The organism is Lamprocystis purpurea DSM 4197, assembly GCF_000379525.1.
Classification (GTDB): Bacteria; Pseudomonadota; Gammaproteobacteria; order Chromatiales; family Chromatiaceae; genus Thiodictyon; species Thiodictyon purpureum.
In genome coordinates, this window is sequence record NZ_KB902502.1 from 1 (window position 1) to 18,750 (window position 18,750).

Here is an 18,750-nt window from a genome sequence, read left to right on the forward strand (position 1 = left end):
TTTCAAACAGCGTCCCGGCCTGCTCCAGGATCTCCTTTTTCCACTGCCCCACCTGGACCGGATGGACTCCATGCTCCTGTCCGATCTCGTTCGTCGTTTTGACCCCGCGGATCGCCTCCAGGCCGACTTTGGCCTTGAAGGATGCCGTGTACGTCTTGCGCTTCGCTTCGCCCATTATGATATGCCCCTTTTGGTTCGACGCGAGCTTAAATTACTGTCCGGTTTTCAGGGTCCACTATATGGCCCCCGGCAGCGCCCCCACCCCGCACCAGCGTAACCTGCGCGATGCCCTGGGGCCGGACGGCCTAGCCGTGCTGGTGCGGGCCTATGGCGGGCTGCGCATCCGCGTGCATACCAAGCCGCGGCTTGACACCGAACTGGCGCGGCGGCTTGGCCCCGAGATCTACGCCCAGCTTCAGCGCTGGTATGCCGGCGAGGAAATCGGCGTGCCGAAGCTCTTGGGCTTGGCCGCGGCAGAGCGTGCGCAGCGCGTGCTGCAACTGCGCGCGGATGGGCAGACGGCGGGGGCGATTGCGCGGGCCGAGGGTATCTCACTGCGGTGGGTGCGCACGATACTGGCGCGCGAGCAGTCGGGGACGGATTAGGACGAGCGATACAACAAACTGTAATCCCACAAACGGCCCGAAAAAGCCGCTTACACGGATACAACACCGAACGGCCCCCACGAATCCCATAGGGCGCAAGTAATCCATGGGACAATTAAGGGACACTGAAGGCGACAAATTGCAATAATTACCAATTCAGTCTGACACCATAAGGCGCACAATAGACTGATTTGTATGTTAGTTCTTGTTGTGTCGTGCTAAAGGCGCGGACTTTTAATCAGGTGGTCGCGCGTTCGAGTCGCGCAGGGCGCACCAAAAAAACAACGGCTTAGGCGCTTCGGCCCTGAGCCGTTTTCGTTTGAGTCACCATAGAGTCACCACGCGGAGCAAAGTCACCAGCGGCCTACCGCTCGTCAGTCTGACAAACGGTAGTCTCACGGCGTCGGCGCCGGACACCAGGGCGAGCCGGCCGCGTGCCCATGGGAGGTTAAGCCGGATTTCAAATCCGACTTCTTTGAGCCGACACCGGGACCTCGAACCAGCCGCGGCGGGCTTGGGCTCCTGGAGGGTGTCCAGGGCCTCGGGCTCGGGCTCCTGGAGGGTGTCTTTCCGGCCGTTCAGAGTTCAGAAAAAAGCCCGCACAGGGCGGGCTCGGTTGGTATCGGCGGGGGTCAGGTGGTCAACTGCGGCTGGACCGGAACAGGTCCCCGTCCAGGTGGTCATCAGAGCCCCACATCATGCGGTCGTCGGCGCCTTCCCCGATCACCCCACGGATGGTGTCATGTGCATACCGCGCCAGCACGGCAGCGGCGCCGATCAGTGCGCAATGACGGCCAGCGGTGAAAGGTCGTTGCCAGCCTGGGGCGTCGCCTCCCTCGTCAATGGCTCCCTCGCGGTCTACCTCGGCAGCGATCAACAATTCCGCAATCGCCTCGATACCACGCAAGGCCGCGCCGATATCGGGCGCGCCATGAAGCAGGCGGTACCGGGTGTACAGGGCGAGTTCGTGGGCTTCAAGGGGGTTGGCTGGTGTGGTGTCGGTGGGTGTCGTGGATGCGGTCATGTCGTGGGGTTCCTGAGTTGGTGAGGGAACCGCAGCACCCTGGGTTCGAATCGGGGGCGGCGGGAACACGCGGGGTTCGAACTACCGGACTCAGGGACCGGCCTACCCGAAGGTAGCCCCGCGCATCCCGCCATGGACAAACCACGCGGGCATGAAAAAAGCGCCGGCATGGACAGGGGGCGCTTGATGCGCCTGAGTGTTCCGGGGTTCGAATCCCGGCCGCCCATGTGGAGCGGCAGGATCATCATCAGTCGGCAGGTGCGGGTGCGTCAAGAGCTATCCGAACCTCGGGCGCCGGTCGATAGGCAACCACTATCGGGCATGGGCTTTACGCTCGCGGCAAATACGACACGCGTGTCGTATTTAGGGTCTACCCCGCGCGCGAGGACGGAAGTCTCGCTCCTTGACCTCAAGGTGTACGCCTATACGTGCGCCCCACGCGCGCGAGGACGGAAGCTACTAAAGTAGACAGCACGCCAGAGGGTGACGGCCGTCCGCGGTTCCTGGGAGGTTGCCAGCGGGTCAGGATCGGCCCCGGAATCCGCCCGGCCGCCAACCTCGAACCGGGACCTCGAACCAGCTGCGGCAGGATCGGCGCCAGTGCCTTCGCGATGCGGCGCCCGTGGATCTTCAGGGCGGCCAGATCGAGCGGACACCCACGGGGTGTCAACTGGAGGGCACGGGCCGGGATCACTCGCACTGGCTGGGCTATACTGACACTAGGCAACGACGAGGACACCGACCATGGAAACCATCTTCGACCACCACCCGACCCCTGACGAACTGCGCTATTTGGGGGACGGGGATGCAGACGCCTATCGGGCCGGGCTCACGCTGGATCGGGCGCTTGAGGACTTGAGTATGTTGTTCGCCATGCGCGGCGATGGACAACGCGCTGAAGCCTACGCCCGCCGGATATCAGATCAGGATTACGTCAGACTCAACCTGCTGAATCATGACTTGATCCCGCCAAGTCGAGAGAGAAACAGCGCATCCTTCGCCAGCAACAAGTCTAAGGCCGCCTGAATCTTGTCCGCCGGGTAACCGCTACGCCGGCCAAGAAGTTTCGCAACCTGCTTGGCGCCTTCCAGTAGATTGGCCTCGCGATTCACCGTGGCCAACTCCCCGGCGACATCCAGCGGACTAAGACCGCATTCCCGCACGATCTGCCAGAAGCGGCTGACGGTGGCCGCGTAGCCATAACCGTTGTCAATGACCCAATCCTGATGCACCGATTGCCCTCCCAATCGCTCGATAAAGCTCGGGTAGGTCAGCCTGGCAGCCGCTTGATTCAAGGTTTCGGCAAATCGGCGCACTGGATGCGTCGGCTCCAGCGCCGCAACGGCATCCATCCCCGTTTGCCGGTTGTGCCAAATTTCGTGCCACAGGGATTCGAGGGCGTATTCCTCGTCACGTGTCATCTGGGGGCGCTGCTTGTCCGCACACTTCGCCAGCCCGCCAAAGAGGTCACGGCGCGAGTTGAAGGTTCCATACTCGACTTCGCGGAAATAGAATCCGCCCTTGCCGTTGGTGCCCATGTAGAAATCATCATCCGGTCCGCCTTCCTTCACGAACTTCACCCCGTGTGGCAGGTCACCCGGCAGGCGGTAGGCGTACTCGCTGAGCAAGGTCTCAAGGGATCCCAAGTCTTTCCATCCATTGCGGAATGAGCCGGGCGAGTACGTGAATCGTTCACAGCGTCATAAAGAAACCAGGGGAAAGCAGCAACCGCAGCCATCTGTTGTTCATAGCGCCCGCGGTTATAGGCTCCCTGCACATTGGTCCTAAAAATATTTTCCAGGCGATGGGGGCGGGAGGTCCAGGGGAATCTCGCCGGACGCCACCCGCTTCTTCCAGCCGCCGAAACTTTCGCCCGTCTCCAGCACGGCATCGAGCGAATCCTTGACCGCCTGCAACTGATCGAGCTTGGCGAGCCCCGCGATACTGAAGGACATGGCCCGCGCCAGACCCTGCAGGTCGTTATAGTAGGGGCCGGGCAGAACCACTCCCCTGGCCTTTGCCCAGGTGATCGCTTCAGCGAATGGCAAAGGCTCCAGCGGCTGGAGAGGGCCAACGCCACCATCGGCGGCAAGGGTGACATCGTTCACTCCGCGGGCCACTCGTAATGGTTGCCATCGTTGAAGCGACCACCCCAGATGCCTCCTTGCGGCTCCCCCGCGCGTTCCCGCCATAGAAGGCAGGCACGACAAAACCGCTTTCGCGGCCTGTGGGCCTCATGCTGTCCGGGGTACCAAACCCGGCCGCCAATGAGTGACGGCGGGGGCATCATCGGTCGGCGAGTGCGCCGTCGTCAAGGGATACCCAAACCTCGGGCGCCGGTCAATAGGCGGTGCCTATTGGGCATAGGGTTTGCTTTATTCGCGCACGTCATTTATTCCCCGTATGAGCAAAAACCGTACCTGATAGGTTGCGCCGATGAATCGACCGGGCTCCGGTCAAGCCCGATGAACCCGTGCGGTCGCCTGTGCCAGCATGGTTGCAAGCTCGACAGGGCTTCGGTAGATCAGCAGGGTCGATTGCTCTACCGTGGCGGTCTTGGCTTCCAGGGCCTCAAGCCTGCGTTCAAGGCTTTCTGCCATTGGCGGATTCCTCCAATCGAATGATGCGGGCTTCAAGTTCGGTTGCCTCGCGGACCTTGACCAGCGACGCCATGACGCCAGCCAGGGCGCCGGCCTGATCGGTGCCGATGGTCCCCGCCGATAGGGCCGCCAGGACGGCCGTAGGGGCGCCGGCCAAGTCGGACAGGTCAACCCAGGGGGCAGCGGCACAGGCGCGTCCTGGGGCCGTAGGGCAGGCAAACAGCGGTCTAGGATCAGGCGGGCCGCCCGCGCATCCCCTCCCTTGGCTTGAGACAGCCAATCAAAGCCTGCTCGGCATGGATCGAATGCGGCGGAACGTGAAGGTCTGACAGGTTCATGGTCAATCCTCGGGGGCGAAGTAGCGGTAGGCGGCTCCGGTCGGTTCGGGTCCGGATGCGCGGAAACTCGCCCCGGCCGATTTGCTGCCAGCGTCGCGGAGCCTGATTAGGGTTCCCTCGACCTTGCCGTTCTTGCGAAAGCTGGACTGCCAGTCGGCGCGCTTCGTGGTCCGTTCAGCCCAATAGCCGCGGAACTCCAGAACCGCAGGACGCGCGGCCTCGACAGTTACCCCGAAGCTCTCGATCCACTTCTGAGACATCGCGTCAGGCTCCCAGTCCGAAGGGCATTTCGTCGGTGACGCACGCAACGCACGCGACGCACGCGACCGACGTTTTTCGTCGGCGCGTACTCCTGACGGTTCTCCTGACGGATCCCCTGATGGTTCATAGCCCCTGCAACCCATTGCCGGTTTGCCTACGCTGGATTGTCGGCTTGAAGCGGCAATGGATTGCCGGTTTGCCCAGTCAAAGCGGCAATGGGTTGCCGGTTTGGTTTGGTCGGCGGATAGGGCAACGCCTCAAGGTCGAACTGGTACCCGTTCGACGTGCGCCCCCCTCCCAGCTTCCCCCGCGGGTGTGCGGTCAGGATGCCCCGACATCTCAGTTCCGCGAGGTTGTAACGGGCCTGTCGCTCACCCTGCCCAAGCTGTTCAGCGATCCGCGCAATACCAGGGTAGGCGTAGCCTGCTCTGTCCCTTGGTGCCGCGGTTTGCCCCCGCGGCATTCTCACGTTTGGGGCGTGGATCCTTGGCAGGATCGCCCGGCCGGCCGCTCTGGGCCGGGGTCTGGTTGGTGGGGTCCATGGTTCAGCATCCCCGCGCCCGACTTGCTGGGGCGGGTCCGGCCGATGGTCCGGTATTGGTGCGGATGCGATCATTCAGCCAGGCGTCAACCGCCGTGGGGTCGTAGCGCACGCTCGGGCCGATCTTCAAGAAGGGCGGGCCGTCCCCCTTCAACCGCCAGCCTTGCAGGGTCTTGACGGAGAAGCCAAGCCGGGCGGCTTCGCGTCGCTCGGTGTGAAGGGTCTTGAGGGGTTGCTATTGATTCTGACATTGTGAGTTCCTTTACCGTGGTTTTCGTTCCACGGCAAAGGTACGCGGGGCGGTGGTGGTCGCTCTACCGAACTGGTACGAGTGCTAAGCAAACGTACCGGATTTTTTTCGGCGCGGCGGTTAGCGAGATAGGCGCGGGCGTGGCGGTCCTTGATATCGCCGCGGCGGTGGTGATCCGGGTGTCCAGTTCCTACGATACGAAGCGTCACCAACAGCAGCTTGGTATGTCCGCGCTGCTTTGATCCGTCTGCCTCAAGCTGGGAATACGCTTGATCGAAGATCGGGCGCATCCATTCGTTATCGGCTCGGGCCTTCGCCGCGCGCGCCTTGGCACCCATGCTGCGTGCATTTGATGCGCGGTCCATATCGTATGCAGCGCGCTCTAATGCGTCCTTTATGCGGCTATTCACGTCATCTTCCCACCAATTATCCGACTCCGGTGTATGGCCGGTGCAATGCCTTTTCCCATTGCCGTATCGGAGTATTGGCGGTAATTCCTTATGCGCTTCCAAGTCATACAGATCGTCCAATAACTCGGAAATTTCAGTCATAACGCGCACCTTCGGGCGCAAGCCTTCAAGAAGGTGGCCGGGTCAGGGCGGTGAAGGGGCCGCCCGTTCGGGGATCAGCCTAGACCCGGCCGTAACAGGTCAGTGGTCGGTCAGTTCCAACCGCCGTTCGATGCGCTCAACGCGATGAATAACGGTTTGTAGGGTTTCCCGGTCACTGGCAGAAAGGGCATACAGGCCGCCTAGCGTCTGTTCCATGACAGACATCCTCAGGTCCATACGGTCGAGCCGTTGCTTGATGTCTGCGATATCCCCTCGCATCGCGCGCAAGTGTTCGAGTACCAGGCTTTCAATGTCTGCGGTCATAGGTTTCTCGTGTTGTTAAACCAGCTTCGCGACCTTCAACAGAACGCCGATGATGATGGTCGTTTGCAGAAAGCCCACGCCAATAACCCATCGGGTCAAGTCGGCTTTCGTCTCGGCAATCCGGGTGTTGGTCTCGGCAAGGTCGCGCTTCAATTCCAGGCGTAAGACTTCAATTGCGTGCTGTAGGTTGTTCTCGTGCTCGGCAACCTCGGCCTTGGTCGCCATTTGCCGATCCAGGATTTCGGCCAATGCGCGGGCCTGGGTTGCGGCTTGCTGCTCGCTGAACCCGCCAGCTCTGAGGGTTTCGGAATAGGCCAGGGTGTCAAGAATGAAGGTGGTCACGGGTGCGGGCTCCGGGTGAAAGAGGGGCGGGTCACTTGGCGGCGGTCCGGGCACGGGGCGCAAGCTCGGCAACCTCTGCGCTTGGGGTCAGTCCGGCCGCCCCCATGAGCCGGGCGCCGTGTTGGTCCAGGGCCGCCCGTACCGAGTCCTCGCCGAACCGGGCATAGACCGCGGTGGTTGACTGGTTGGAGTGATTCAGAACCCGGCCGATCAGGTGCAGGGAATTGCCGGACTGTGCGAGCCATGAACCGACCGTGCGGCGAAGGTCATGCAGTCGCACATCAGCGACCCCGGCCGCCGTGCGGACTCGCCCCCATGGCTTGCTGATGTTGACCAGGTGGGCGCCTGGCAGCTTGCCGGGCAGGACGTAGGGGTTGCCCTCGGTCTGGGGCAGGTCGCGCAGCAGGGCCACGGCAGGCGGGCTCAGCGGGATGTAATGCACCCGGCCGGCCTTGGTGTCGGGCAAGCGTAGTTCCGCCCGTGTCCAATCCACATCGGACCATTGGGCCGTGAGTAGCTCGGTCTTGCGGGCGCCAGTCAGCAGGTACAGCCACAGGGCGGCGCGGGCCGATGCGTTCGGTTCTTCGTTGATCGCCTGGGCGAGACGGGGTAGTTCGTCATGCGTTACCCAGCGGTCGCGCTTGGCTTCCGTGAAGCGGTCAATGTCGCGGGCCGGGTTGCCGTGGCCGTCGGGAACGAATCCCCAGCGGCGGGCAAGCTCGAACATCTTGGACAGCAGGGCAAGCACCCGGTTGGCCTCATAGGGGGCGCGCTTGCCGATGGTGCGATGCAAGGTTTCCACGTCCGGCCGGGTGATCGCCCGCGCCTTGAGGCTTCCCCACTTGGGCAGGACGTAGGCGTTGATCCGCCGTTGGTCCTCGTCGCCTGACTTCTTGGCGTTGCCGTGCCGATCCATGTAGGCGGCGCACAGGTCGCGCATGGTCTCGCCTTGGCGTTCCTGCTCGCGGGTCGCGACCGGATCGGCGCCTTCGGTCTCGACCTTCGCCAGTTCCGACCGGGCTACGGTGCGGGCTTGGTCCAGGGTTAGGACGCCATAGGTCCCGATGGTCAACAGGCGCTTGCGGTCCCCGACTCGGTAGGACAGCACGAATGCCTTGCGACCTCCCGGATAGACCCGACAGCCGAACCCCGGCACTTCGTCATCCCACAGGACGCACCGGGCGTTGTTCTCGCCCGCATACCGGGCCGCGTCTACGACTCGCTTTGTCAGCTTCACCTTTCCGCCCTCAAATTTGAGTCACCACTGAGTCACCAGAAGGGGGCGAATCAGGGCGTACCGTGCAGTAAAGGATAGCACAAGCGAACGGGCTAAACTGTTGTTGCAGCGTAAGGAATCGTAATCGATAGTAACCGAGCGAAAGGGCGACTCTCAGACTTTTAATCAGGTGGTCGCGCGTTCGAGTCGCGCAGGACGCACCATACTTTCAATAACTTAAGGCGCCTTTATGGCGCCTGTTCTTTTCAGGTGTGCCGCAGAATGTGCGAAGCGTTTATTGATCGTCATTTTTCACCAGAGTGACCCGTCCCTCGATCGTCCTTGCGTGCTCCGCCAAGTGTCCCGGGGCGAGACGAGCGCAGCGCCTCAATATCTCCTGAAGACCATCCGCCAGGGACGCGGCATTCGCTCAGCCGCCTCGCTGAGCATCGGGCAGCAGTGGTTGAGGCCAGTGCCCGGGAAACGGCGCTGACCGGGGAGAAGAATGCCCTGACCCTAGAGCCGCAGCGGTTGCGACAGCATCTTCGGATGATGCAGTCCGAGATCAATGATGAGGTTCGCACACCGGGAAGGCGGTACGGCGCCTGCGACGCCTATTCTCCAAGAGGAGGGGGAGGCACCGCACGCAGCGCCGACCACGGGGCTGGGCTGTCGGCCAGAGGCGACTCGGCGTGACCCGCGTCTCAACCGCTGGGCGGCCTTGACCTGCTATTTAGCACCTACCAATCAAATCCGTTATCCTGATACTGGTTGTTCCGGTATCGGGTGTTTTGATACCTGTTGTTTTGGTAGGTTTGATACCGGTAGTTCTGATTGTTCTGCTGAGTTTTCTGGTTTTGATCGTAGATCAGGCCGCCGATGGCACCGGCGCCGGCGCCGATCAGTGCACCCTTACCCGCGTCGCCGCTCAGCGAGCCGATCGCGGCTCCGCTGAGCGCACCGAGGGCGGCCGAGCTGCCGGTCCGCGAGGCGGTCGTCGTGCCGCAGCCGGACAGAATGGCCAAGGTGGTCACGAGTATAGAGGCAGTGGTGAGTTTCATCGAGTGTTCTCCAGGGTTGACGATACCAAAAGCCCCGCGTCGCGGTGGCTTACAAACTGTCGATCCATTGTTTCCCACTGTGAACGCCAACATTGGCTAACAATCAGGAAGCCATGAATAGACAGTTTCTTACCGTCTCCGTTCTAATCGTAGGCGGCAACGGTCGGCGCGTGAGCGGCACCACGCATGGGCGCGTTCTGCGCGGCGCGTGACGCCAATTGCCGTACGGCTGCGCAACCGTCGCCTCAGGCTCTTGTTGATGCTTTCATAACGGCCCTTGACTTGTTCGACGGCATGCTGATATGGCATTGCGCTATGACCAGGGTGATCATAGCCGGCGCGTGGCACGAGGCCTCACATCGCTATGGGGCATAGACTACCCATTTCGTGACGGCCCTTCGGTGCGCCAACGCACAATGGCGAAGGAAAGGCGGTGTCGGTGCGGACGCGGGGGATCAGCGACGGCAAGCCTACGGAGGTCGCCGTGATCAAGGTGCTTCCCGGCGACCTCGTGGCGCTCGCGGCCGGCGACCTGATCCCGCCCGACAAGCCAGGTCCCGAGGCCCACGACCTGTTCGTCAAGCAGGCGTTGCCGACCGGCGAACCCTAGCCGACCGACATGATCCTGCTGGATCAGGACCTGCACGGTCTCGATGACGGCGAACTGGAAGGCCGCCGCGCCGTCAAAGAAGGTGTTGATCAGATCATAGAGGCTGACTGTCCGGTCCAGCCCGAACAGGTCACTTCATGATTGGCTGCTTCTCAACAGCCGGAGGCATCAATTACCTCGGACATTATGGATTACAGAGCTTGCGAATGGTGTCAGCCACCGCCTGATTGACATCAAAATGTCTCTCCAGGAACGCGAGAATCGCTTGCGCAGACTCACAACTGTGGTCATAGCCTTGAATGAAACACGGGAGTTCTTGTGCTACACCGGGGAACCGCTGCTCAAAACGCCGTTCATTGGCGAATGCATCCCTAGGCGCCCCTATCTCTTGCGCAATGACGGCGGATAACTCCAAGACCCGGTCCACCGCGTACTGCTGAATAAAGCGACTCGCCGACAACTTTTCGCCGCGCCGGAATCGCCCCAGACCAACAAGCAGATTGGTCAATGCCTCGCCGACCAACCACTCCGTCGCGCTCTGGCAGACGGCCGGAAGGGGAACAACAGGTTCGGCGATATCCTCATTCAGACCGGGCACCTTCCAAACGATTCGCCCACGGGAAAACGGAATAGTGCCTAACTCGGCAAGCTCAAACACCGCGAACTCGCAGAAAATACCATCCTGGAACAGCACCTTAAAGCCATCCGGCGTATTCCGGAACTGATAGGCGAGCGGACACAGGCAACTCAACCAATCGAGATTGCTGAGATAACGACCCTTGTGACCCTGCTCCACGATCGCGAAAAAATCCAGATCCGACCAGGCATCCAGTCGCTCCAGTTCAACGCCGACGGAGCCCAGACCAATCAGCGCAAGGGCATGGCCTGAGCGTTCGAGCGACGCACCGATCTCATCCAAGCGGGTGAGCAATCTATTGGTCATGTTCATCTATTCCATCGGCTGTTTGATGATCGTTCGCAATTTCGATGGGTCTGCTTCACGGGCGTTGATCATCGTTCCGGACGCAAGAAGAACGGTATATCACTGCCTTACCGGCTCGGGAACCGGCCAAGCAGCAGCCAAGGTCGGTTTAGGGTAGCGTAACCCGACAATGCGCGCCAGAATGGCGAGTGATGGCGAGCGTTAACCGTCTGTTTTCGCGTGCCAAGGCAAGACCGCGCGCACCTATTCCGGCGTGAGGCTCGTGGCGCGGAGCGCCACGACGATGCGCGACACCGCGGAGCGGTGTCGCGAGAGTCCGGGCGGTGTCACGGGGAGTCCGCGCGCCGAGACCCCAACGCGGTCAACCGCTCGATCGCGATTGGGCAACATGCGGCGCACGCCGCTGCGCTATTGCGCCCTACAGCAAGACCCGCTCGATTCCGCCGGCCTGCACTTGCTTGATGAATGCGGCCTGCCAGCCCTCGCCGAGCAGCCGGCGGGCCAATTCGACGACGATGTAGTCCGTGGTGAGGCCGGTGTCGTCGGCGTACTTGGCGAGCCCCTGCTGACAGGCCGGACAGGCGGTGAGCAGTTTGACCTCGCCGTTGGTCACACGGTCGGTTCCGGTCAGGCCGCGGATGGCGCCGATCAGTTCCTCTTGTTTGCGAAAGCGCACCTGATTGGCGATGTCGGGCCGGGCGGTGCCCAGGGTGCCGGCCTCGCCGCAGCAGCGCTCGGAGAGCCGCACATCCTGGCCCATCAGGCTTGCCGCTACCTTGACCGGGGCATAGGTCTTCATGGGTGTATGACAGGGGTCGTGGTAGAGGTATTGGACCCCAGGCACGCCATCAAGACTGATGCCTTTTTCCATCAGCCACTCATGAATGTCGAGCAATCGGCAGCCGGGAAAGATTTGCCCGAATTCGTATTGCAGGAGTTGATCCATGCAGGTGCCGCAGGAGACCAGGACGGTGCGGATGTCCAGATAGTTAAGTGTATTGGCGACGCGATGGAAGAGGACGCGGTTTTCCATGGTGAGCTGCCGGCCGCGCGCCTCCAGGCCCGCGGCGCGTTGCGGATAGCCGCAGCACAGATAGCCGGGGGGCAGGACGATCTGGGCGCCCTGGCGGTAGAGCATGGCGAGTACGGCCAGCCCGACATCCGAGAACAGGCGTTCCGACCCGCAGCCGGGGAAGTAGAAGACCGCCTCGGCATCGTCCGCGCTCTGGCGCGGGTCGCGCAGGATAGGCACCTGGGTGCGGTCCTCCAGGTCCAGCACCTGGCGGAAGCCGCGCTTGGGCAGTTGCACCCGAATCGGCCGGCTCACCAGGTCCAGCACTTGACCGGCGATGGCGGGCCGGCCGGTGGTGGCCCTGGGATGCGCGGTGCGCGCGTGGGTGAGACCCAGGGTGCGTGCCGCCCCGTGCGCCAGGTTGAGCGCGGCGAACCCCCACTGGGCCAGGCCCTTGCGCAGAAAGCGGATGGTGCGCGGGTGCGTGGTGTTGAGGAACTGCATGGCCGCCCAGGCCCCCGGGTTGAAACGCTTCTGACCGCGGCTGACCAGGATGCGGCGCATGCGCATGGTCACATCGCCGAAGTCGATCGACACCGGACAGGGGTTCAGGCACTTGTGGCAGACGGTGCAGTGATCGGCCACATCATTCATCTCATCGATGTGACGCAGCGACAGACCGCGCCGGGTCTGGTCCTCGTAGAGAAAGGCTTCGATGATGAGTCCGGTGCCCAGGATCTTATTGCGCGGCGAATAGAGCAGGTTGGCGCGCGGGACATGGGTCATGCATTTTGGCTTGCATTTGCCGCAGCGCAGACAATGCTTCACGTCGTCGTTGAGTGCGCCGAGCTCGCTCTCCTCCAGGATGATCGCCTCCTGCTGCACCAACCGCAGTGAGGGCGTATAGGCGCCGGCGAGTCCGGAACCCGGCATCAGCTTGCCGGGGTTGAACCGGCCGCGCGGGTCCACCCGTTCCTTGTAGGTGACGAAGGCCGCGAGCTTCGCCGGCTCCAGGTAACGCAGCTTGGTGATGCCGATTCCGTGCTCCCCGGAGATGACCCCGCCCAGCGCGCCGGCCAGCGCCATGATCCGGTCGACCAAGCGGTCAGCCTCCTGCAGCATTGCGTAATCGGCTGAATGGACGGGGATGTTGGTATGGACATTGCCATCCCCGGCGTGCATGTGCAGGGCAATGAAGAGCCGGGAGTCGCGCCCCCGGCGGTGGATGGCGGCAAGCCGATCGCGCACGCCGGTCAGGTCCTGCCCGGCGAAGATCTCGGCGAGCCGGGCGCCGACCTCCTCCCGATAGGACTGACGCAGGTCGCGCCGCAGCATCAGATCCAGCAGCAGGTCGCCCGGCCGCAGCCGCGACTGTGCCGCCGCATCGAGTAATGACAGGTGTGCGCTCGCCGGCGCATCGAGCTGAGCCAGCACCGTCTGCCAGCGGGTGCGGGCACCGGTCACGACGGCGCGGGCGGCGTCGCGCTTGGCGTCGAGGATGGCCGCCTCCTCGGCGGAGTCGTCGTAATCGCCCGCCGGACGCGCCTCGGGCAACCCCTGCGCCAGGTAGCCGAGAACAGCGGCCATGATCGCGTCCTTGTTCCTGATCGACTGCTCGATGTTCATCCGTTCGATGCCGCGGCTGTAGTCCGCCAGCCGCGGCAGGGGAATCACCACGTCCTCGTTGATCTTGAAAGCGTTGGTATGACGTGAAATGGCCGCGGTGCGGGCGCGGTCCAGCCAGAAGCGTTTGCGCGCCTCGGCACTGACGGCGATGAAACCCTCGGCATCGCGCGCCCGCGCCAGTTCGACGACACGCTCGGCCGCGGCGGCTACGGCCGCCTCGTCGTCACTCACCAGGTCGGCGATCAGGACCATCTTCGGCAGTTCCCGACGATTGGCCTTGGTGGTGTAACCCACCGCCCGGACGTAGCGCTCGTCCAGGTGCTCCAGACCCGCTACCTGCACGTCCGGCAGGGCGTCGACCGCGTCTTTGATCTCGCAGATGGCCGGCACCGCCAGTTCCAGGTCGGTCCCGAAGAACTCCAGACAGACGGTGCGCACATGATCCGGCATCCGGTGCAGGACGAAGCAGGCGGAGGTGATAATGCCGTCGCAGCCCTCCTTCTGGACGCCGGGGAGTCCGCACAGGAACTTGTCGGTCACGTCCTTGCCCAGCCCGACCGTGCGCAGGGCGCTGCCGGGCATGGTCAGGATCTCGGGCTCACCCTGCGATGTGGTGCCATCCGGGGCGAAGCGCGACAAGCGGAAGCGCACCGTCTGCTGCGCGTGGATCTTGCCCAGATTGTGGTCCAGACGCTCGATCAGGAGCCAGTCCGCATCCGGGGTGACCATGCGCCAGGACACCAGATTATCCAGGGCCGTGCCCCAGAGCACCGCCTTCTTGCCCCCGGCGTTCATCGCCACGTTGCCGCCGATGCAGGAGGCATCCTGCGAGGTCGGGTCTACCGCGAAGGCGAGCCCGCTGGCGTCCGCCAGGTCCGAGACCCGACGAGTGACCACCCCGGCACCGCAACGCACGGTGGGGACCAGCCCCGCCACGCCGGGGAGCGCGATCCGCTCAACGAAGGACAGGTCTTCGAGCTTTTCGGTGTTGATGACGGCTGTCATCGGGTGTAGCGGGACGCCCGAGCCGGTATAGCCGGTGCCGCCGCCGCGCGGAATCAGGCTCAGGCCGCAGTCGATGCAGGCGCGCACGATGGGGGCCACCTCGGCCTCGGTGTCCGGGGTGATGACGACGAAGGGCAACTCGACACGCCAGTCGGTCGCGTCGGTCGCGTGCGAGACCCGCGCCAGGCCGCCGAAATCGAGGTTGTCCCGGCGGGTGATGCCGGCCAGCGCCTTGCGCAGCCGCGCGCGCGCCGCGCGCTCGGTATCGAACCAGTCCTTGAAGCGGGCCACCGCGGCGCGGGCGCCAGCCAGGAGTTGTGCCGCCGACGCGTTGTCGTTCAGTCGCTGCTCGAACTGATCCAGACGATGGTCCAGCGCACCGAGCAGCAGCCGGCGCCGCTTGAGGTTCTCCAGCAGATCGTCCTGGAGGTAAGGATTGCGGGTGATGACCCACATGTCTCCCAGCACCTCGAAGAGCATCCGCGCCGAGCGTCCAGTCCGCCGGGTCCCCCGCAAGGTATCGATGAGCGCCCACATCGGCTCGCCCAGGAAGCGGATCACGATTTCCCGATCGGAAAACGAGGTGTAGTTGTAAGGGATCTCGCGGATGCGTGGCTGGCTGTCGGGAATCATGGGGGGTCGGGGGTCCAACGGGGGTTCATCATGCACTGCACAAAAGTGTAACCGAACCCAAGGTGACCTTCGCCATCGATCCGCTGAGGTTGCGCAGTGGTGCCGCATGCTGACCATGAAAATCGCACCGTGCCCCGTGGGAGCGGCCTCCGGCCGCGATGAGGCCATCGCAGCGTCTGAGTTTGCGGCGCGCTCCCATCGCGGCCGGAGGCCGCTCCCACGAAGGACGTTGACGCCGCGCGCTCGTTTCTTGCTAAGGCTGCCGCAGCACCCGCTGCAAAGCCGCACCCAGCGCCGTGGCCGTCGCGTCGAAGTCCACCCCGGTGATCAGATCCGCCACTTGGGTAACGGCGAGCCCCGGATAGCCGCAGGGGTCGATCCGGCGGAAGGGTTCGAGATCCATGTCGATATTGAGCGCGACACCGTGGTAGCTGCAGCCGTGACGGACCCGCAGGCCGAGCGCGGCGATCTTGGCTCCGGCGACATAGACCCCGGGTGCGTCCGCGCGGGCGCCGGCGACGATCCCATTCGCGCCGAGCAACTCGATCACCGCCTGCTCCAGCAAATGGACCAGGCGCTTGACGCCGACCCCCGAGCGGCGCAGGTCGAAGAGCAGGTAGGCGATGATCTGACCAGGGCCGTGGTAGGTCACCTGACCGCCGCGATCGGTCTGCACCACCGGGATGGCGCCCGGATCACGGACATGTTCCAGGCGGCCGGCTTGACCCAGGGTGAAGACCGGTGGGTGTTCCAGCAGCCAGATCGCGTCCGGGGTGTCCGCGTCGCGCGCGTCGGTGAAGGCACGCATGGCCTCCCAGGTTGCGCGGTAATCCTGGAGTCCGGCCAGACGGCGGACGATGAGCGGTGCCCCATCGTTCATGCGCGACTCGATCGTCATGTCCGCCAGTCGCCCTAGAGTGCCCAGATGACCCGTTCGTCGGCAGTCAGGTCCTGATAGATCGCATCGAGTTGGGCCCGGCTCTCGGCCTGGATCGTGACAGTCACCGCCAGCCACTTGCCGCCGCTGCTCTCGCGCTGGCTGACGGCGGCCGCGTCGAATTCCGGAGCATGTCGGCGCACGATCGCCACAACCAGGGCGGCGAAATCGCCGTCCGCCCGCCCGGCCGCCTTGATGGGGTAACTGCAGGGGAACTGGAGCAGCGTCTGCGTGGCGGACGCCGGCTCGGACAGCGGTTCAATCGGTTCAATCGGTTCAGACATCGCCTACAGGCACCTTGGTTTTGTCACTCCGGATCAAAACCACTGTAACACGGTATCCCGGATCCGTTCCCACAGCCCGCCCTCGGCCACGGCTTCGAGCGCCACCAGCGGAACCCGGGTGATCTCCACGCCGGCCAGGGTGACGACGATGTCACCCAGCCGGGTACCCTGCGCGATCGGCGCGGTGAGCGTCGGCGCCTGGTCCATGCGGGCGCTCAACTCCGCGTAGCGGCCACGCGGAATGGTCGCCAGGACATCACGCGCCGGACCGATCGGGACCTCCTCCCGATCACCCTTCCAGACCCGCAGGCTTTTCACCGGCTCGCCGCCCGGATAGAGCCGATGACTTTCGTAGAAGCGGAAGCCATAGTTCAGCAGTTCCAGACTGGCCGATGCGCGCGCTTCCGGATTCTTGGCTCCCAGGACGACCGAGACCAAACGCATGTCATCGCGTTTGGCCGAGGCGACCAGGCAATAACCGGCGTTCTGGGTATAGCCGGTCTTGACCCCGTCCACGGTCGAATCCCGCCACAGCAGACGGTTGCGATTGTGCTGCTTGATGCCGTTGTATTCGTACTCCTTGGTCCCGTCCCACACATAGTATTGCGGAAACTCACGGATCAGGGCGACGGTGACCTTGGCGATATCGCGGGCAGTGGTGTAGTGGTTGGCGTCGGGCAGCCCGGTGACGTTCACGAAGTGAGAGTTAGTCATCCCCAGCCGCTGGGCCTGGGCATTCATCAACTCCGCAAAGACCTGCTCGCTGCCCGCCACATGTTCGGCCAGGGCAACGCTTGCATCGTTGCCGGACTGGATGATCATCCCCTTGAGCAGGTCCTCCAGACCGACCCGCTTGCCGACCTCGACGAACATCTTGGAGCCGCCGGTGCGCCAGGCGTTCTCACTGATCAGCACCTGGTCGGTCAGGTGCGCATGCCCCTCGGCCAGTTCCCGATACAGGGTATAGCCGGTCATGATCTTGGTCAGACTGGCCGGCTCCAGCCGCAGGTCGGCGTTGGACTCCGCCAGGACGGCACCGGTATTGAAGTCCACCAGGAGATAACCCTTGGCCTCGATCTGGGGTGCGGCCGGGATGATCGGCGCCGCCTGAGGGGCCGCCGGGGGGTTGATCGAAGGGTTGGTTGGGGTGCTCGAAGCCCCCTGCGCCCCAAGCCGCGCGGGCAGGAGGGCAAGCAGACACAGGAGCAGCAGCGCGGGATGCAACTTCATGGGGAATAAATAGAGACTCGCGGTGGTAACAGGCGAATGGCCCTTAATTCTAACCGTGCGCCGGCTATTTGACACCCGCCTTGGGCGCTTGCCGGAAATCGCCTTAGTTCCAGACCCGCCGCGGTTCACTCACGCCAAGGGTCGACAGCTTGGCGGACACCCGCCGCGCCTCGCCTTCCGACCCAAAGGGGCCGACGCGGACTTTGTAGAGACTGGCGCCGCCCTCCGCGGGGCGCTGCACGCGCACTTGCTCGGCCAACTGGACGGTCAGTCGCTCACGCAGGCGCTCGGCGTTGTGCGGATCGCCAAAGGCGCCCACCTGGAGATAGAGCCCTTCCTTCCCTGCCCCATCGGCATCCGCGGCGACCGCTGGACGCGAGGGCGCGGCGGCGGCCGTCCTGGTGTCGGAGGCTGAATCGCTCTTCGCTGCGACGACCGTGGGCCCGTCATCCGCCGATTGCGGCCGCGAGGGCGCCTTGGTGTCGGACGCGGGCCGCGTCGGCGGCCTGGATTCGATGGCGGCGAGTGCCGCGGCGACGGCCCGGTCGTGCGACGCGGACGCTTTGGCCGGGGCCGAGGTCCGCCGCGGTGCCGCACTGGCGGTCACCGCCGACGCGCGGGCCGGAGGCTGTTTGGCCGCGAGGAAAGGTCCGCGCGAGGGTCCGGGGTCGGTAGCGGGACGCCCTGGATCGATGGCACGTACCTCGACCATCGCCGTGCCATTGGACACCACCCCGATCTTCGTGGCCGCGGCGTAAGACAGATCGATGACCCGCGGCCCGTGGAACGGCCCCCGGTCGTTGATGCGCACGACCGCGCTCCGACCATTTTCCACGTTCGTCACTCGGGCATAGGTCGGCAGCGGCAGCGTCTTGTGGGCCGCCGTCATCGAGTACATGTCATAACGCTCGCCGGAACTGGTTTTTTGCCCGTGGAATTTCTTTCCGTACCAGGACGCCATCCCCAGCTCCACATGCCCGTGACTATCCGGCTTCGTGTAGTAGCGCTTGCCGCGTACAACATAGGTGGCCATGTTCCCGTACTTGGAGCGGGGCTCCACGCGCGGGACCGCATCCGGAGTGTCACCCAAATTCAAACCCCGATCACCGGGTGCACCATCCGCTGTATCCCCCCCCCGGCTGGCGCACCCGCCCAGCGCCACCAGCAACCCGCAGATGGCAGCCGTTTGCAGGACACTGGCCGCCATGGCAGAACGACGGCGCCTCGACGCCTCTTGAAAGCTCGCGTTGCGCGCGTTCATTGGACCACTCCCCCGGTTTTTTTCGGTAAATGCCACCGCGTGTAAAGTTCCAAGAAACTTTAATTTTAAACCACGTCTCCACCGAGGTTGGTTAAA

General features: G+C 63.7%; 25 protein-coding genes. 4 read left to right on the forward strand and 21 right to left on the reverse strand.

Annotated elements, in window-relative coordinates; genetic code table 11:
* Positions 1-175 (reverse strand): transposase (locus A39O_RS0116150; protein ID WP_020505705.1); only part of this gene is annotated, 175 nt, incomplete at its 3' end.
* Positions 176-239: 64 nt separating this feature from the next.
* On the opposite strand from A39O_RS0116150, the gene A39O_RS0116155 reads away from it, so the two are divergent.
* Positions 240-605 carry a Mor transcription activator family protein gene (locus A39O_RS0116155; protein ID WP_020505706.1) on the forward strand — a complete coding sequence of 122 codons (366 nt, stop codon included), beginning with the start codon at positions 240-242 and terminating at the stop codon, positions 603-605.
* 640 nt (positions 606-1,245) lie between these two features.
* Here the strand turns inward: A39O_RS0116155 and A39O_RS0116160 are convergent.
* Positions 1,246-1,629, reverse strand: a complete 384-nt coding sequence (locus tag A39O_RS0116160; protein WP_020505707.1) for a hypothetical protein — start codon at positions 1,627-1,629, stop codon at positions 1,246-1,248.
* Between the two features lie 744 nt (positions 1,630-2,373).
* On the opposite strand from A39O_RS0116160, the gene A39O_RS40880 reads away from it, so the two are divergent.
* Positions 2,374-2,655 (forward strand): hypothetical protein, encoded by a 282-nt coding sequence (locus A39O_RS40880; protein WP_157640187.1) that lies wholly within the window; start codon positions 2,374-2,376, stop codon positions 2,653-2,655.
* On the opposite strand, the gene A39O_RS0116165 is transcribed toward A39O_RS40880, so the two are convergent.
* From A39O_RS0116165 to A39O_RS0116205, 13 genes are all read right to left on the reverse strand, one after another.
* Positions 2,583-3,257, reverse strand: coding sequence for a hypothetical protein (locus A39O_RS0116165; protein ID WP_083924712.1), 675 nt, complete (start codon positions 3,255-3,257; stop codon positions 2,583-2,585). The genes A39O_RS40880 and A39O_RS0116165 overlap by 73 nt on opposite strands.
* Complete coding sequence (locus A39O_RS43595) at positions 3,206-3,520, reverse strand: phage minor head protein (protein ID WP_407635643.1); 315 nt, start codon at positions 3,518-3,520, stop codon at positions 3,206-3,208. Before A39O_RS43595 ends, A39O_RS0116165 begins: the two co-directional genes overlap by 52 nt.
* Positions 3,414-3,737 carry a hypothetical protein gene (locus tag A39O_RS40890; protein ID WP_157640191.1) on the reverse strand — a complete coding sequence of 108 codons (324 nt, stop codon included), beginning with the start codon at positions 3,735-3,737 and terminating at the stop codon, positions 3,414-3,416. The genes A39O_RS43595 and A39O_RS40890 overlap by 107 nt, the downstream gene beginning before the upstream one ends.
* A 348-nt stretch (positions 3,738-4,085) precedes the next feature.
* Entirely contained in the window at positions 4,086-4,229 is a 144-nt protein-coding gene (locus A39O_RS40895; RefSeq protein ID WP_157640193.1) for a hypothetical protein, read from the reverse strand.
* On the reverse strand, positions 4,213-4,386 hold the full coding sequence (locus A39O_RS42205; protein WP_020505710.1) for a hypothetical protein: 174 nt from the start codon (positions 4,384-4,386) through the stop codon (positions 4,213-4,215). Before A39O_RS42205 ends, A39O_RS40895 begins: the two co-directional genes overlap by 17 nt.
* A 183-nt stretch (positions 4,387-4,569) precedes the next feature.
* Positions 4,570-4,971 (reverse strand): DnaT-like ssDNA-binding domain-containing protein, encoded by a 402-nt coding sequence (locus A39O_RS43155; RefSeq protein WP_281170086.1) that lies wholly within the window; start codon positions 4,969-4,971, stop codon positions 4,570-4,572.
* Positions 4,972-5,217: 246 nt separating this feature from the next.
* A complete protein-coding gene (locus tag A39O_RS41760; RefSeq protein ID WP_169338452.1) occupies positions 5,218-5,370 on the reverse strand; it encodes a hypothetical protein in 153 nt (50 codons plus the stop codon).
* A gap of 3 nt (positions 5,371-5,373) precedes the next feature.
* Entirely contained in the window at positions 5,374-5,523 is a 150-nt protein-coding gene (locus tag A39O_RS40905; protein ID WP_245561911.1) for a hypothetical protein, read from the reverse strand.
* Positions 5,520-6,170 (reverse strand): hypothetical protein, encoded by a 651-nt coding sequence (locus tag A39O_RS40910; RefSeq protein ID WP_157640195.1) that lies wholly within the window; start codon positions 6,168-6,170, stop codon positions 5,520-5,522. Before A39O_RS40910 ends, A39O_RS40905 begins: the two co-directional genes overlap by 4 nt.
* Before the next feature lie 99 nt (positions 6,171-6,269).
* Positions 6,270-6,494 (reverse strand): hypothetical protein, encoded by a 225-nt coding sequence (locus A39O_RS0116190; protein WP_020505713.1) that lies wholly within the window; start codon positions 6,492-6,494, stop codon positions 6,270-6,272.
* Between the two features lie 15 nt (positions 6,495-6,509).
* Complete coding sequence (locus A39O_RS0116195) at positions 6,510-6,836, reverse strand: hypothetical protein (protein ID WP_020505714.1); 327 nt, start codon at positions 6,834-6,836, stop codon at positions 6,510-6,512.
* A gap of 31 nt (positions 6,837-6,867) precedes the next feature.
* Complete coding sequence (locus A39O_RS0116200) at positions 6,868-8,073, reverse strand: tyrosine-type recombinase/integrase (protein ID WP_020505715.1); 1,206 nt, start codon at positions 8,071-8,073, stop codon at positions 6,868-6,870.
* Positions 8,074-8,792: 719 nt separating this feature from the next.
* A complete protein-coding gene (locus A39O_RS0116205; protein ID WP_020505716.1) occupies positions 8,793-9,113 on the reverse strand; it encodes a YMGG-like glycine zipper-containing protein in 321 nt (106 codons plus the stop codon).
* Between the two features lie 433 nt (positions 9,114-9,546).
* On the opposite strand from A39O_RS0116205, the gene A39O_RS40915 reads away from it, so the two are divergent.
* Both A39O_RS40915 and A39O_RS43160 read left to right on the forward strand, forming a co-directional pair.
* On the forward strand, positions 9,547-9,723 hold the full coding sequence (locus A39O_RS40915; RefSeq protein WP_020505717.1) for a hypothetical protein: 177 nt from the start codon (positions 9,547-9,549) through the stop codon (positions 9,721-9,723).
* Positions 9,724-9,732: 9 nt separating this feature from the next.
* Positions 9,733-9,864 (forward strand): hypothetical protein, encoded by a 132-nt coding sequence (locus A39O_RS43160; protein ID WP_020505718.1) that lies wholly within the window; start codon positions 9,733-9,735, stop codon positions 9,862-9,864.
* A 43-nt stretch (positions 9,865-9,907) separates the two neighbouring features.
* Here the strand turns inward: A39O_RS43160 and A39O_RS0116220 are convergent, their stop codons facing one another.
* The 6 genes from A39O_RS0116220 to A39O_RS33820 form a co-directional block, all read right to left on the reverse strand.
* A complete protein-coding gene (locus tag A39O_RS0116220; protein WP_020505719.1) occupies positions 9,908-10,672 on the reverse strand; it encodes a hypothetical protein in 765 nt (254 codons plus the stop codon).
* A gap of 412 nt (positions 10,673-11,084) precedes the next feature.
* Positions 11,085-14,942, reverse strand: a complete 3,858-nt coding sequence (locus A39O_RS0116225; protein ID WP_020505720.1) for a DUF3683 domain-containing protein — start codon at positions 14,940-14,942, stop codon at positions 11,085-11,087.
* Between the two features lie 253 nt (positions 14,943-15,195).
* Complete coding sequence (lipB, locus tag A39O_RS0116230) at positions 15,196-15,840, reverse strand: lipoyl(octanoyl) transferase LipB (RefSeq protein ID WP_020505721.1); 645 nt, start codon at positions 15,838-15,840, stop codon at positions 15,196-15,198.
* Positions 15,841-15,854: 14 nt separating this feature from the next.
* Positions 15,855-16,163, reverse strand: coding sequence for a YbeD family protein (locus A39O_RS0116235; RefSeq protein WP_020505722.1), 309 nt, complete (start codon positions 16,161-16,163; stop codon positions 15,855-15,857).
* 33 nt (positions 16,164-16,196) lie between these two features.
* Positions 16,197-17,393, reverse strand: coding sequence for a D-alanyl-D-alanine carboxypeptidase family protein (locus A39O_RS0116240; protein ID WP_020505723.1), 1,197 nt, complete (start codon positions 17,391-17,393; stop codon positions 16,197-16,199).
* A gap of 103 nt (positions 17,394-17,496) precedes the next feature.
* A complete protein-coding gene (locus A39O_RS33820) occupies positions 17,497-18,654 on the reverse strand; it encodes a septal ring lytic transglycosylase RlpA family protein (protein WP_245561912.1) in 1,158 nt (385 codons plus the stop codon).
* Between the last annotated feature and the right edge of the window lie 96 nt (positions 18,655-18,750).

Bases quoted from the DNA above. Each gene is read 5' to 3' on its own strand.
- A39O_RS0116155 (WP_020505706.1), top strand. From the start codon at position 240: ATGGCCCCCGGCAGCGCCCCCACCCCGCACCAGCGTAACCTGCGCGAT.
- A39O_RS0116160 (WP_020505707.1), bottom strand. From the start codon at position 1,629: ATGACCGCATCCACGACACCCACCGACACCACACCAGCCAACCCCCTT.
- A39O_RS40880 (WP_157640187.1), top strand. From the start codon at position 2,374: ATGGAAACCATCTTCGACCACCACCCGACCCCTGACGAACTGCGCTAT.
- A39O_RS43595 (WP_407635643.1), bottom strand. From the start codon at position 3,520: ATGCCGTGCTGGAGACGGGCGAAAGTTTCGGCGGCTGGAAGAAGCGGG.
- A39O_RS40895 (WP_157640193.1), bottom strand. From the start codon at position 4,229: ATGGCAGAAAGCCTTGAACGCAGGCTTGAGGCCCTGGAAGCCAAGACC.
- A39O_RS43155 (WP_281170086.1), bottom strand. From the start codon at position 4,971: ATGGGTTGCAGGGGCTATGAACCATCAGGGGATCCGTCAGGAGAACCG.
- A39O_RS41760 (WP_169338452.1), bottom strand. From the start codon at position 5,370: ATGGACCCCACCAACCAGACCCCGGCCCAGAGCGGCCGGCCGGGCGAT.
- A39O_RS40910 (WP_157640195.1), bottom strand. From the start codon at position 6,170: ATGACTGAAATTTCCGAGTTATTGGACGATCTGTATGACTTGGAAGCG.
- A39O_RS0116190 (WP_020505713.1), bottom strand. From the start codon at position 6,494: ATGACCGCAGACATTGAAAGCCTGGTACTCGAACACTTGCGCGCGATG.
- A39O_RS0116205 (WP_020505716.1), bottom strand. From the start codon at position 9,113: ATGAAACTCACCACTGCCTCTATACTCGTGACCACCTTGGCCATTCTG.
- A39O_RS43160 (WP_020505718.1), top strand. From the start codon at position 9,733: ATGATCCTGCTGGATCAGGACCTGCACGGTCTCGATGACGGCGAACTG.
- A39O_RS0116220 (WP_020505719.1), bottom strand. From the start codon at position 10,672: ATGAACATGACCAATAGATTGCTCACCCGCTTGGATGAGATCGGTGCG.
- A39O_RS0116225 (WP_020505720.1), bottom strand. From the start codon at position 14,942: ATGATTCCCGACAGCCAGCCACGCATCCGCGAGATCCCTTACAACTAC.
- lipB (WP_020505721.1), bottom strand. From the start codon at position 15,840: ATGACGATCGAGTCGCGCATGAACGATGGGGCACCGCTCATCGTCCGC.
- A39O_RS0116235 (WP_020505722.1), bottom strand. From the start codon at position 16,163: ATGTCTGAACCGATTGAACCGATTGAACCGCTGTCCGAGCCGGCGTCC.
- A39O_RS0116240 (WP_020505723.1), bottom strand. From the start codon at position 17,393: ATGAAGTTGCATCCCGCGCTGCTGCTCCTGTGTCTGCTTGCCCTCCTG.
- A39O_RS33820 (WP_245561912.1), bottom strand. From the start codon at position 18,654: ATGAACGCGCGCAACGCGAGCTTTCAAGAGGCGTCGAGGCGCCGTCGT.